General features: G+C 54.7%; 12 protein-coding genes. 11 read left to right on the top strand and 1 reads right to left on the bottom strand.

The annotated features are described in order from the left end of the window. Positions 1–203: 203 nt before the first annotated feature. The 10 genes from P159_RS0102575 (at position 204) to P159_RS0102530 (ending at position 10,553) form a co-directional block, all read left to right on the top strand. A complete protein-coding gene (locus P159_RS0102575) occupies positions 204–1,379 on the top strand; it encodes an ABC transporter substrate-binding protein (protein ID WP_029541139.1) in 1,176 nt (391 codons plus the stop codon). Positions 1,380–1,506: 127 nt separating this feature from the next. Further along, positions 1,507–2,394, top strand: coding sequence for a branched-chain amino acid ABC transporter permease (locus P159_RS0102570; protein WP_029541138.1), 888 nt, complete (start codon positions 1,507–1,509; stop codon positions 2,392–2,394). A gap of 30 nt (positions 2,395–2,424) precedes the next feature. Further along, on the top strand, positions 2,425–3,399 hold the full coding sequence (locus P159_RS0102565; protein WP_029541137.1) for a branched-chain amino acid ABC transporter permease: 975 nt from the start codon (positions 2,425–2,427) through the stop codon (positions 3,397–3,399). Continuing rightward, on the top strand, positions 3,392–4,180 hold the full coding sequence (locus P159_RS0102560; RefSeq protein WP_029541136.1) for an ABC transporter ATP-binding protein: 789 nt from the start codon (positions 3,392–3,394) through the stop codon (positions 4,178–4,180). The genes P159_RS0102565 and P159_RS0102560 overlap by 8 nt, the downstream gene beginning before the upstream one ends. A 50-nt stretch (positions 4,181–4,230) precedes the next feature. After that, complete coding sequence (locus tag P159_RS0102555; RefSeq protein ID WP_029541135.1) at positions 4,231–4,935, top strand: ABC transporter ATP-binding protein; 705 nt, start codon at positions 4,231–4,233, stop codon at positions 4,933–4,935. Positions 4,936–5,010: 75 nt separating this feature from the next. After that, the gene (locus P159_RS0102550; RefSeq protein ID WP_029541134.1) at positions 5,011–5,655 is read left to right on the top strand and encodes a CBS and ACT domain-containing protein; all 645 of its coding nucleotides are present in this window, start codon (positions 5,011–5,013) and stop codon (positions 5,653–5,655) included. A 264-nt stretch (positions 5,656–5,919) separates the two neighbouring features. Then, positions 5,920–6,891 carry a TAXI family TRAP transporter solute-binding subunit gene (locus P159_RS0102545; RefSeq protein WP_029541133.1) on the top strand — a complete coding sequence of 324 codons (972 nt, stop codon included), beginning with the start codon at positions 5,920–5,922 and terminating at the stop codon, positions 6,889–6,891. A gap of 13 nt (positions 6,892–6,904) precedes the next feature. After that, a complete protein-coding gene (locus P159_RS0102540; RefSeq protein WP_318253482.1) occupies positions 6,905–7,411 on the top strand; it encodes a DUF1850 domain-containing protein in 507 nt (168 codons plus the stop codon). Positions 7,412–7,444: 33 nt separating this feature from the next. Next, on the top strand, positions 7,445–9,412 hold the full coding sequence (locus P159_RS0102535; RefSeq protein WP_080705881.1) for a TRAP transporter permease: 1,968 nt from the start codon (positions 7,445–7,447) through the stop codon (positions 9,410–9,412). A 175-nt stretch (positions 9,413–9,587) separates the two neighbouring features. Beyond that, the gene (locus P159_RS0102530; protein WP_029541130.1) at positions 9,588–10,553 is read left to right on the top strand and encodes a chemotaxis protein; all 966 of its coding nucleotides are present in this window, start codon (positions 9,588–9,590) and stop codon (positions 10,551–10,553) included. Between the two features lie 51 nt (positions 10,554–10,604). On the opposite strand, the gene clpX is transcribed toward P159_RS0102530, so the two are convergent. Next, positions 10,605–11,897 (bottom strand): ATP-dependent Clp protease ATP-binding subunit ClpX, encoded by a 1,293-nt coding sequence (gene clpX / locus P159_RS0102525; protein ID WP_029541129.1) that lies wholly within the window; start codon positions 11,895–11,897, stop codon positions 10,605–10,607. A gap of 263 nt (positions 11,898–12,160) precedes the next feature. Between clpX and rpmE the strand changes: the two genes are divergently transcribed. After that, complete coding sequence (rpmE, locus tag P159_RS0102520; RefSeq protein ID WP_029541128.1) at positions 12,161–12,361, top strand: 50S ribosomal protein L31; 201 nt, start codon at positions 12,161–12,163, stop codon at positions 12,359–12,361. The last annotated feature ends 193 nt before the right edge of the window (positions 12,362–12,554 follow it).

The following is a 12,554-nucleotide window of genomic DNA, read 5'->3' as shown; positions in this document are numbered from 1 at the left end:
TTACTTTCATAAGGTAAAGTCTCCTCAGGGAAATTTGCATAAAAGTGGGATTACGGTGCAAATGATGTCTTTTGTATACATGATTCTTTTTTACAAGGACAAAGTATTTGCAAAAGATGTAAAGGTGTTATATAATATGTAACATCGTTACAGTTCCACTGTTGGGAGACAGGAACGAGAGGATACGTTAGGGAGGGATTTATATGTATTTTTCCAAGAAGACAGCAAAGCTCATGTCTTTACTGGCAGGCACCATGCTTATGGGCGGGGTGCTGGCAGGCTGCGGCGGAGATAATGCTGCCAGCAGCGACGAGATCAAGATTGGCGCCAACTTCGAGATGACGGGTAACGTGGCCAATTACGGCCAGGCTACCCTGGATGGCCTGAACCTGGCTGTTGATGAAATCAATGCAGCAGGCGGTATCAACGGCAAGAAGCTGGTGATTGTTTCCGCAGATAACAAGTCTGAGGCTGCTGAGGCCGTGAATGCAGCCACAAAGCTCATCTCTGATGATGGTGTAAAGGTGCTGGTTGGCCCGGCTGTGACGGCTAACGTCATTGCCGAGTCCCAAGTGGCTACGGACAACAAGGTTCCCGTTATCGCCCCTGATGCCACCAGCCCGGATGTTACCGTGGAGAACGGACAGGTGAAGCCCTTCATCTTCCGCAGCTGCTTCATTGACCCCCAGCAGGGCACGGTCATGGCCAAGTTCGCTTCTGAGAACCTGAAGGCCAAGACGGCAGTCATCTATGTGGACAACAGCTCCGACTACTCCAAGAGCCTGGGCAAGGTCTTCAAGGAGGAATTCGAGAAGGCTGGCGGCAAGGTGCTGATGGAAGAAGCTTTCCTGGCCAAGGATCAGGATTTCAAGGCTACTCTGACCAGCATCAAGACGGCTAATGCTGATGTGGTCTTCGTTCCCGCTTACTATGAAGAGGTTGGCAAGATTGTGAAGCAGGCCCGCGAGCTGGGCATCACTTCCCCCATCCTGGGCACTGACGGCTGGGATGATTCCAAGGTGGCAGACATCGCCGGTGTGGACGCTCTGAACAACACCTACTTCAGCACCCACTACTCCGACAAGGATGAGTCCGTGAAGGGCTTCCTGGAGGCTTTCGAGAAGAAATACGGCCATGCTCCCAATGTGTTCGCAGCTTTGGGCTATGACGCAGGCAAGCTCCTGGCAGATGCTATTAAGCGCGCTGGCAGCGATGATTCCGAGAAGATTCGCCAGGCCATTGAGGAGACCAAGGATTTGCAGGTGGGCACGGGCATCATCACCATGGATCCCAAGACCCACAACCCCATCAAGCAGGCAGTTATCCTCCAGAACAAGGATGGCGGCCGCGTGATGGTGGCCAAGATCATGCCGGAGTAATTCTATCTGCATAAGGAGGCCCATGTTTGGGTCCTGATAGCAAGGCAAAGGGGCCGCTGGTGGCGGCTCCTTTTTGATTAAAAGTCCTTCACCAAGGAAGGGCAGAGGGCTTTATGGAGGTTTTATTATGGAAATGGGGCAGCAAGTCCTGCAGCAGCTGGTCAACGGCATTTCGCTGGGCAGCATCTATGCGCTGATAGCGCTGGGCTATACCATGATCTATGGTATCATCAAGCTCATCAACTTCGCCCACGGTGATATCTACATGGTGGGCGCCTATATCGGTTTCTTCGCTATTACCCAGGCAGGGCTCTCCATTGTGCCTGCCCTGCTGGTATCCCTGGTGACTACGGCTCTTTTGGGCATGCTGGTGGAAAAGCTGGCTTACAAGCCTCTCCGCCATGCTCCACGCCTGTCGGTGCTCATCACGGCCATTGGCGTGTCTTTCTTCCTGGAGTACGCCAGCATGTATTTTGTCTCTCCTACTCCCCGCACCTTCCCTGCGGTGATGGACAGCGTGGCCATCAATATCGGCGGACTGGTCATCAATGGCCAGCAGATGCTGATTCTGGGCATCACTTTCGTACTCATGGTGATCCTCACCTATATCGTCAAATTCACCAATACGGGCAAGGCCATGCGGGCTGCTTCCTTTGACACGGAAACGGCCCAGCTCATGGGCATCAACTCCGACCGCATCATTTCCATCACCTTTGGCATCGGCTCCGCTCTGGCAGCGGTGGCCGGCGTATTGGTGGGCATCTATTATAACTCCATTGACCCGCTGATGGGCATCATGCCCGGCCTCAAGGCCTTCGTGGCAGCGGTGCTTGGAGGCATCGGCATCCTGCCTGGCGCGGTGGTGGGCGGCATTATCCTGGGAGTGGTGGAAGCCTTCGTTTCAGGTTTTATTTCCTCCACCTTCCGTGATGCGGCGGCTTTCGCCATCCTGATCATCGTGCTGCTGGTGCGTCCTACGGGCATCTTCGGCAAGAATACCAAGGAAAAGGTCTGAGGAGGTGGCAGCATGGATAAGTTCAAAGGCATGAAATACTTGAGAAAAAATGATGCTGTCCTCCTGGGCTTTGCCATTGTGCTCTTCGCCCTGCTGCAGGGGCTGATCTCCGGCAAGGTGCTGAGCTCCTTCTGGCAGCTCAATGTGCTGATCATCGGCATCAATATCATCATGGCGGTGAGCCTCAATCTCATCAACGGCTATACCGGGCAGTTCTCTCTGGGCCACGCCGGCTTCATGGCGGTGGGTGCCTATGTGGGTGTGGTGCTCACTACCAATTTCCACGCTCCTTTCGTGGTGGCCCTGCTGGCAGGTGGCCTGGCGGCGGCTTTCCTGGGGTTCCTCATTGGCATACCTACTCTGCGCCTGAACGGCGACTATCTGGCTATCGCCACTCTGGGCTTGGGGGAAATCATCCGCATTGTCATCATGAATATCGAGTATGTGGGGGGCGCTGCAGGCTTCAAGGGCATTCCCCATCATACGAATTTCGCCTGGGTCTTCTGGCTCACGGTGATTGCCCTGTTCTTCATCAAGAACTTTGTCAACTCCACCCATGGCCGGGCCTGCCTGGCTATCCGCGAAAACGAGATTGCGGCGGAGTCCATGGGCATCAACACCACCAAGTACAAGGTGCTGGCTTTCTCCATTGGCGCGGGCTTTGCAGGCATCGCCGGGGGACTTTTCGCCCACTGCTTCTACCTCATCAGTCCCAATTCCTTCACCTTCATGGCTTCCTTCAACTACCTCATCATGGTGGTCATGGGGGGCATGGGCTCCATTACGGGCAGCATTGCCGGGGCTTTCGTGGTGACTTTCCTGTCGGCGGCTCTGGCCAGCTGGCCTGAGTTCCGCATGATCATCTATGCCCTGGCTTTGATTTTCCTCATGTTCTACCGTCCCCAGGGCCTGTTTGGCTACATGGAGATCACCAGCATGCGGCCTTTGAACAGGATTTTCGGACGGCCCAAGGAAAAGCAGGAAGGAGGCAGGACAGATGGCTGAGGAAAAGAAGGAGAGCAAGGTCCTGCTGGAGGCCAAGGATGTGTCCGAGGTTTTCGGAGGACTGAAAGCAGTTTCTGATTTCAATTTCTATATCAACAAGGGAGAGCTGGTGGGGCTGATAGGTCCCAATGGCGCAGGCAAGACCACGGCTTTCAACCTCTTTACGGGAGTATATCAGCCTACTACGGGTGAGATTACCTTCGGGGGCAAGAGCATTGTGGGCTTGAAGCCCTATCAGATCACCCAGCGGGGCATTGCCCGCACCTTCCAGAATATCCGCCTTTTCTCTGAGCTGACGGTGCTGGACAACGTGAAGATCGCCTTCCACGACCATGTGAAGTACAGCGTGGTGGAAGCTGTGCTGCGCATGGGTCGCTATTATAAGGAAGAAGACCGCATTGAGGAAGAGGCCCTGAAGCTCCTGGATATCTTCCATCTGAAGGACAAGGCCGGGGAGCTGGCCAAGAACCTGCCCTATGGCGCCCAGCGGAGATTGGAAATCGCCCGGGCCCTGGCGGCAGGGCCGAAGCTCCTGCTGCTGGATGAGCCGGCAGCGGGCATGAATCCCCAGGAGACCCAGGAACTCATGGAAATGATCCGCTGGATCCGCAAGAAGTTCGGCTTGACGGTGCTCCTCATCGAGCACGACATGAATCTGGTCATGGGCATCTGCGAGCGCATCTATGTGCTGGAGTACGGCATGGTCATTGCCAGCGGCACACCGGAAGAAGTGCAGAAGGATCCGGAGGTTATCAGGGCTTACTTAGGCGGGGAGGCATGAAGATGAGCGAGAACAAGGAAAAGAATACGCAGGCTCAAGCCAAAGCGCCTATGCTGAAGATTGACAACCTTCATGTATACTATGGGGCTATCCATGCCATCAAGGGCGTCAGCCTGGAGGTGAACCAGGGGGAGATCGTGACCCTGATTGGGGCCAACGGTGCAGGCAAGTCTACTACCCTGCGCACCATTTCGGGTCTGCTGAAGCCCAAGGAGGGCACGATTGCCTTTGAGGGCCAGCCAATCGGCGGCGTGCCTGCCCATGAAATCGTGAAGCGGGGCATTTCCCAGGTGCCGGAGGGCCGCCGCATCTTTGCGGATATGACGGTGATGGAGAACCTTGACCTGGGGGCTTTCACCCGCAGCGACAAGGACGGCATCAAGGCAGACCTCAAGACAGTCTTTGAGCGCTTCCCCCGTCTGGAGGAACGCAAGGAGCAGCTGGCAGGGACCCTCTCCGGCGGCGAGCAGCAGATGCTGGCCATGGGCAGGGCGCTCATGAGCCGCCCGCGGCTCCTGTTGCTGGATGAGCCTTCCATGGGACTGGCACCCCTCCTGATACGTGAGATTTTCTCCATTATCGTGGATATCAACAAGACGGGCACCACGGTGCTGCTGGTGGAGCAGAATGCGAATATGGCGCTGTCCATCGCCCATAGAGCTTATGTGCTGGAGACTGGGCGCATCACTCTCTCTGGTGATGCCAAGGAACTGGCAGCCAGTGAAGAGGTGCGCAAGGCATATCTTGGTGGTTGATTAAGTATACATAAAAGACATTGAAGGATTCTGTCCTTCTATGGCGAATAGACCAAGCAGAGGGGGTTGATATTGATGTTTGTGTCCAAACGAATGGCGCAGAATCCGGTGACTATTGCGCCGGAGGATTCTATAGATGCGGCAATGACCGCCATGCGGAAAGGAAAATTCCGCCGCCTGCCGGTGGTGGAGGAAGGACGGCTGGTGAGCTTCATCAGTGACCGCGACCTCATGAGGGTGGCCCCCAGTCCGGCTACGACCCTTTCCAAATACGAGGAAAAATCCCTGTTGGCCAAGCTGAAGGTGAAGGATATCATGCCAAACAAGGTGATCTCCATCTCCGATGAGGCCACCATCGAGGAGGCTGCTCTTCTCATGGAGCAGAACAGGATTGGCGGCCTGCCGGTCATCTCCAGCGTAGGCGTGGTAGTGGGGGTCATCACGGAGACAGATATCTTCAAGACCTTCATCGATGTCATGGGCCTGGCCAAGGGCAAGACCCGCCTCACGGTAGAGGTGGAGGACAAGGTAGGCGTGGTCTATGAGCTGGCCAGCATCTTCAAGGATGCGGGACTGTCCATAGACAGCCTGGTGACCTGCAAGCAGCCCGATGGGAAGTATGAGATTGTCATCCGTGGCAATATTCCAGATGCAGAGGACATCAAGTCAAAAATCGAGGCACAGGGCTACAAGGTCATCCATTCAGTCAAGATTGGCTGAAGTATACAATAGTATACAAGGGTATACAAAAGGATAGAGCAGGAGATACTCTCCTTTCAGCAGGGCCGCTGGATCAGTTTGCATTAGTGTGGGCAGTTCAGCGGCCTTTTTTGGATAATTATGCAGGCGGGGAAAGAGCTGACTGTATACAGTATTACATTTTTCTCCTTTCAGCTAGTCTTGAACATGTATAGTAGCTATGATATACTGTTATACATGTTGAGATAAAGATAAATGGGATGTATGTATAAGGAGGTTATCAAGATGAAGTTCGCGTCATTGAAGAAGATGCTGGCTGCCGGCATGGTGGCGGTCATGGCTGCGGTGGCTTTCACAGGCTGTGGCGGTGATGGCGAGAAGGCTGTCCAGAAGCAGTTCCTGAACATCGGCACCGGCGGCACCGCAGGTACTTACTACCCCCTGGGCGGCGCTATGGCCGAGATCCTCAACAAGGCTATCCCGGGCATGAATGCCAGTGCCCAGAGCACCGGCGCCAGCGTGGCTAATATCAATATGCTGAAGGATGGCTCTGTGGATTTGGCTATCGTTCAGAACGATATTACCTACTATGCTGTCAACGGCACAGAAATGTTCAAGGACAAGAAGGTGGAGGGCCTTCAGGGCATCGCTATCCTCTATCCTGAGACCTGCCAGGCTGTGACCCTTGATTCCAGCGGCATCAAAGACCTCTCCCAGATCAAGGGCAAGAGGGTTGCCGTTGGTGCAGCTGGTTCCGGCGTTGAGGCCAATGCCCGTCAGATCATGGAAGCATACGGCGTCACTTATGATGATATCCAGGTGCAGTACCTTTCCTTCAGCGAGGCCGCCAGCGCCCTGAAGGATGGCAACATCGATGTGGCTTTCCTGACTGCAGGCTATCCCACTGCAGCCGTGCAGGATATCGCTTCCCAGAACAAGGTCCGCCTGCTGCCGGTATCTGCTGACAAGGCTGACGCTTTGATCGCCAAGTATCCCTTCTATACCAAGACTGTCATCCCTGCCGGCACCTATGCAGGCTTTGATGAAGATGTGGCTGCCGTTTCCGTCATGGCTATGCTGGTGGCAAATGAGAAGGTCAGCGAGCAGCTGGGTTATGATGTTGCCAAGAGCCTCTTTACCAACCTTGACCGTCTCCAGGCAGCTCATGCTGTAGGCAAGCAGATTGCCAAGGACAAGGCTATGAGCGGCATGCCTCTCAAGATGAATGCCGGTGCCGAGAAGTTCTTCAAGGAATGATGAGTGGAAGTTTGTGCTTAGTGAACTTACGGGTCTGAAGCTGCGACTCTGGCCGTGCCTGGTGCTGGGGCTATCCATCATAGCCCTGGCACAGGTGCTCCTGACGCCGTGCCTGACGCTGTCGGCGGAGGGACGGCGTCTTGCTATGTATGAGGCTGGTGGAGCGGAGCTGACCATAGACTTTATCCATTCTGTGCAAAAGACTCCGGTGGAGGAAAGGCTGAGGGTTTCCCCTGAGGGCCATGAGCTTGAGCTGGTGGAAACCCGCTACCATTCCTTTGGGGTGGGGCTGCCCTTTTTGGAGTCGGAAGGCGAATTCCGGCAGGAGGGCAATGATTTCGTCATCACAGGGATGGACAGGCATTTCCCGGAGCTGGCTCTGCGCACGGGAGTGGGCACGGAGCTTACTGTGACGGTGAGCCGCGCAGGATATGCAAAGCGGTTTGAACTTTATGAGGAATACTCTCCTGGTACGTTGATAGAAGTTGAGTTGTTGCCCTTATATAAGATTTTCTTCTGAATATGAGACTACACAAGGAAAGTGGTGCGTGATATGAAAGACAAAGAGAAAAAGGGGACGCCGGCTGAGATGCTGACCGAAGCAGACAAGGCTGAAGCTATCCTCAAGAAATACGATATGGAATCTGACAAGATGGAATACACAGGCTTCATGGCGAAGTTCGTGACTGCTTTGGCTATTGCTTTCTCCGTCTTCCAGCTTTATACGGCTACCTTTGGAGTGCTGGATGCCCAGCTTCAGAGAGCGGTGCATCTGGGCTTTGGCCTTTCGCTGGTGTATCTGCTTTATCCCACCAGGAAAAGCTGGTCCCGGCACAAGCTGCATCCTTTTGATCTCTTGCTAGCCATCCTGGGGGCGGCGGCACCTGCCTACATCGTCATCGAGTACCAGTCTCTGGTACTGAGGGCGGGCCTCACTTCCGGTCTGGACTTATACATAGGCCTGTTGGGCTTGCTGCTGGTTATTGAGGCGGCCCGCCGGGTGGTGGGTATCCCCATGGTCTGCGTGGTGCTGGCTTTCCTGGCTTATGCCTTCCTGGGACCCTACATGCCCGGGGTGCTGGCTCATCGCGGTCTGACTGTTTCCCAGCTGGTGGGGCATCTTTTCTACACTACTGAGGGTATTTTCGGCATTCCTCTGGGGGTGTCCTCCACCTTTATCTTCCTCTTTATCCTCTTTGGCGCTTATCTTGAGTCCACTGGCCTGGGCAAGTTTTTCATTGACCTGGCCAATTCCATTGCGGGCTGGGCCAGCGGCGGCCCTGCCAAGGTGGCAGTGCTTTCCTCCGGCTTGATGGGCACTGTGTCCGGCAGCTCCGTGGCCAACGTGGTGGGTACGGGTTCTCTCACCATTCCCATGATGAAGAAGCTGGGCTATCACAAGAATTTTGCCGGGGCGGTGGAGGCAGCGGCTTCTACTGGCGGTCAGCTCATGCCTCCTGTCATGGGTGCTGCGGCCTTCCTCATGGCTGAGTTTGTGGGGGTTCCTTACATCGATATCGTGAAGGCGGCCATTATCCCTGCTTTCCTCTATTTCGTAGGCGTATGGCTGGGAGTGCATTTCGAGGCCAAGCGCACTAACTTGAAAGGCATTCCCCGTGATCAGCTGCCCAAGATCTGGACTATCCTGCGTGACAGGGGCCATTTGGCACTTCCCCTCACTATAATTGTCTATCTGCTGGTTTCCGGCTATACTCCCATGCGCGCAGCTCTGGTGGCCATTGTGCTGGCTATCCTCTGCTCTGCCCTGCGCAAGAGTACCCGCATGAAGCCCATGCAGGTGGTGGAAGGCCTGGAGAACGGTGCCAGGAATGTGTTGGGTGTACTGGTGGCCTGCGCTGCTGCCGGCATCATCATCGGCGTGGTGACCAAGACCGGCGTGGGTCTGAAGCTGGCTTCCGGCCTTATCGAGCTTTCCGGCGGCCTTTTGCTGCCCACCATGTTCTTCACCATGATTACGGCAATCCTGCTGGGGATGGGCGTGCCCACCACGGCTAACTACGTCATCACTTCCACCATTGCGGCTCCCGCTCTGGTGCAGATGGGAGTGCCGGTACTGGCAGCCCACATGTTCGTGTTCTACTTCGGCATCATCGCTGACGTGACCCCGCCAGTGGCTCTGGCAGCTTATGCAGGTTCCGGCATCAGCGGCGGCAATCCTCTGTGGACCGGCGTCAACGCTTCGAAGCTGGCTATTGCAGCCTTTATCATTCCTTACATGTTTGTGCTGTCGCCCACGCTGCTGATGATGGACGCTACGGCAGGCGGGCTTATTGTCACCACCGTCACCGCCCTTATCGGCATGGTGTCCCTGTCCTCTGCCCTGATTGGCTTCCTGGCAGCTGCCTGCCGTGGTTGGGAGCGCATCGTGCTGATCGTGGGAGGCCTCCTGATGATCAGCCCGGGCCTGGTGACTGACCTCATCGGTGCGGCTATGTTTGCCGCTGTTCTCACCCTGCAGCTGCGCCGCAGCAAGACAGCAGATGGCGCTTTCGCAGATTGAGTCATGAATTGATGAAATTTTTGTCTCCCTAGAAGGATTTTAATGTCAGAGGGCGAATATTCTTGATAAAAGTATTCGAGTGTCATTTAAGGTCCTGTAGCAGGCAGTCTTGATATTGGCTGTGAGCTTACCGTAGGATATTATCATGTGATTCATAAATATGGGGGCGAATTTGATGGCAGGAGTAGCAGAGACTAGCGGCGACAAGAAAGGAATCCTCCTGGAGACGGGAACCAATGAATTCGAGATTGTCGAGTTCAGCATTGGCAAGGTCAACTATGGCATCAATGTGGCCAAGGTACGCGAGGTCATCACCAGGGTGCCGGTTACATCCATGCCGCAGGCCCATCCCTATGTGGACGGCTTGTTCACGTTGCGCGGCAAGGCCATTCCTCTGGTCAACCTGCCCCGCTGCCTGAACATCCAGACCACTGATGAGCCGCGCAATATCATCGTGACGGAAATCAACAACTACAGCATTGGTTTCCTGGTGGGCAATGTGTCCCGCATCCACCGCATTTCCTGGAAGGAAATGGAGCCTGCACCTGAAGTGGGCGATCAGTCCCGGGTTGTGGGCATCATCAAGATGAGCGACCGCATCGTGCTGCTCCTTGACTTCGAGACCATTATTGCGGAAATCAATCCTGAGATCAACCAGAAGCTGACCACTTTTGAGGAAGCCACGGAGGATATCAAGACCCGTCGTTCCAACGTCCATGTGGTGGTGGCAGAGGACTCTGCCATGTTGCGTGACCTGTTGGTCACTACCCTGCACGATTCCGGCTATCGCTTTGTGCGTGACTTCGGCAATGGCCAGGATGCCTGGGATTATCTGCAGGCGCTTTCCAAGAAGGGTGGCAAGATCGAAGATCATGTGGCTATCATCGTCTCCGACGTGGAGATGCCCAAGATGGACGGTCACCGCCTGCTGAAGCTGGTGCGTGATGATGAACGCCTGAAGGATGTTCCGCTGGTGCTCTTCTCCTCGCTGATCAGTGAAGAGATGAAGCGCAAGGGCGAGGAGCTGGGAGCTTCCGGCCAGATTTCCAAGCCGGAGATCAACCAGCTGATCGGGCTTTTGGATAACCTTGTCTTTGGTGAACCTCTCCGGGAAGGAGACAAGGAAGCGGCAGCTATGTGACGAGCAAAAAAAAATGGAGACTTGCCTCTTGGGGCAAGCCTCCATTTTTCTTTATGCAGTTACAGGCTTTACCTCCGGCTGTGCGCCTTCGGTGATGCATTTTTCGGTGATGATGACTTCGCGTTTCTCATTGGACCTGGGAATGTCGAACATCACATCCAGCATGGTATCTTCGATGATGCCTTTCAGGGAACGTGCGCCGGTCTTGCGCTCGATGGCTTTCTTGGCCACGGCACGCAGGGCATCTTCCTCGAAGGTCAGGGTCACGCCATCCATGGCAAGGAGCTTCTCGTACTGCTTCACGGGAGCATTCTTGGGTTCGGTGAGGATGCGCAGCAGGGCGTCCTCATCCAGGGTCTCCAGGGTACAGATGACAGGCAGGCGGCCGATGATTTCGGGGATGATGCCATATTCCATCAGGTCTTCCGGGCGCACCTGGTGGATGAGCTCGTCAAACTTGGGCTGCTCAGCTTCTCCCTTCACCTCGGCGCCAAAGCCGATGGAGCCGGATTCGCTTTTCTTCAGGCGTTTGTTGATGACCTTGTCGATGCCCACGAAGGCGCCGCCTACGATGAAGAGGATGTTCTTGGTATCAACCTTGATGGTGGGAGCCTCCGGGTGCTTGCGCTGGCCCCGGGCAGTGAATTCCACCACGCTGCCTTCCAGCATTTTCAGCAGGGCCTGCTGGACGCCTTCGTGGCCCGGGTCGGCAGTGATGGAGTTGTTGGCGCCGGACTTGCGGGCAATCTTGTCGAACTCGTCCAGATAGATGATGCCGTGCTCAGCTTTCTCGATATCCTTGTCAGCTGCATAGTAGAGGTTGCGTACAGCCACTTCCACGTCGGCCCCTACGAAGCCTGCCTCAGTGAGGCTGGAGGCATCGGTGACGGCGAAGGGAATGTCCAGGAGCTTGGACAGGTGGGAGAGGAGAGCGGTCTTGCCACAGCCGGAGGGGCCCAGCATGATGACGTTGGACTTCTCGATTTCCGTCTCTTCTTCCTGATAGCCGTACTTCATGCGCTTGTAGTGGTTGTAGACAGCCACGGACAGCACCTTTTTGGCCTTGTCCTGGTTGATGATGTACTCGTCCAGATATTCCTTGATCTTATGGGGCTTGTTCTTGTTCAGGATATCCGTGAGCTGCTCAGAGAAATCATGGTGCTCTGCCTCAGCGGTGGCCATGTCGTGCTCGTCCAGGAAATGATTGATGTCGCGTACGCAGCTTTTGCAGATGGCAAAGCCGGTACCGGGGTCGTAAATGGGCATATCGTACTGGTCATGCACCGTCACCACCCGTTTGCACATGCTGCAGCGCACCTGGGGGGCGGAAGTTTTTTCTGCCATATATAAAACCATCCTTTCAATAGTTGTGGGACTCTGTCGTAGTGTAATAATTATCCTCTATATAAGAAAAATTTTCAAGGAGATTTTTTCTTCACCCTTGCATGGCTAAATGTCCTGTGCTATACTATTTGGGTAATGGACGCAGGGCGTCTGTTTCCAAGACATTCTTGTCTAGCTTTCCCGTAGGGCAGCTAGGTATAACCAAGCCAGCACAAGCGGGCTTGTATCCATCCCAGTTCCTGGGGAAAGTGAGGTGTATAGATATGAAACAGGGTATTCATCCGGAGTTCTTCGAGGCTACTGTGACCTGCGGTTGCGGCAATACCTTCAAGACCGGTTCCACGAAGCAGGATCTGCGCGTCGACGTTTGCTCCAAGTGCCATCCTTTCTTCACTGGCCGTCAGCGTGATGTCCAGGCAGGTGGCCGTATCGAGAAGTTCAACAAGCGCTATCAGAAGAACTGATTCGATCAGTAATCCAGAAGCAGAGCCTTCCTGTATGGAAGTCTCTGCTTTTTTACTGTAGAACTCCGTGAATCAAGTCCGATAGGACGCAGATGAATGGTAAGTTCTACGTACCCAAGGGGCACTTACTGAATGCAAGCCCTAAGGCGTAGCATGAAGTTAGTGCACTACTGGGCTGTATTTAGATTAGGTA

This window comes from Selenomonas sp. AB3002 (assembly GCF_000702545.1).
In the GTDB taxonomy this organism is placed as follows: Bacteria; Bacillota; Negativicutes; order Selenomonadales; family Selenomonadaceae; genus Selenomonas_B; species Selenomonas_B ruminantium_A.
Note: the sequence above shows the minus strand (reverse complement) of the source record. Positions and strands in the feature narration are given on the sequence as shown.

Coding starts and splice junctions, on each gene's coding strand:
- P159_RS0102575 (WP_029541139.1), top strand. CDS start 204: ATGTATTTTTCCAAGAAGACAGCAAAGCTCATGTCTTTACTGGCAGGC.
- P159_RS0102570 (WP_029541138.1), top strand. CDS start 1,507: ATGGAAATGGGGCAGCAAGTCCTGCAGCAGCTGGTCAACGGCATTTCG.
- P159_RS0102565 (WP_029541137.1), top strand. CDS start 2,425: ATGAAATACTTGAGAAAAAATGATGCTGTCCTCCTGGGCTTTGCCATT.
- P159_RS0102560 (WP_029541136.1), top strand. CDS start 3,392: ATGGCTGAGGAAAAGAAGGAGAGCAAGGTCCTGCTGGAGGCCAAGGAT.
- P159_RS0102555 (WP_029541135.1), top strand. CDS start 4,231: ATGCTGAAGATTGACAACCTTCATGTATACTATGGGGCTATCCATGCC.
- P159_RS0102550 (WP_029541134.1), top strand. CDS start 5,011: ATGTTTGTGTCCAAACGAATGGCGCAGAATCCGGTGACTATTGCGCCG.
- P159_RS0102545 (WP_029541133.1), top strand. CDS start 5,920: ATGAAGTTCGCGTCATTGAAGAAGATGCTGGCTGCCGGCATGGTGGCG.
- P159_RS0102535 (WP_080705881.1), top strand. CDS start 7,445: ATGAAAGACAAAGAGAAAAAGGGGACGCCGGCTGAGATGCTGACCGAA.
- P159_RS0102530 (WP_029541130.1), top strand. CDS start 9,588: ATGGCAGGAGTAGCAGAGACTAGCGGCGACAAGAAAGGAATCCTCCTG.
- clpX (WP_029541129.1), bottom strand. CDS start 11,897: ATGGCAGAAAAAACTTCCGCCCCCCAGGTGCGCTGCAGCATGTGCAAA.
- rpmE (WP_029541128.1), top strand. CDS start 12,161: ATGAAACAGGGTATTCATCCGGAGTTCTTCGAGGCTACTGTGACCTGC.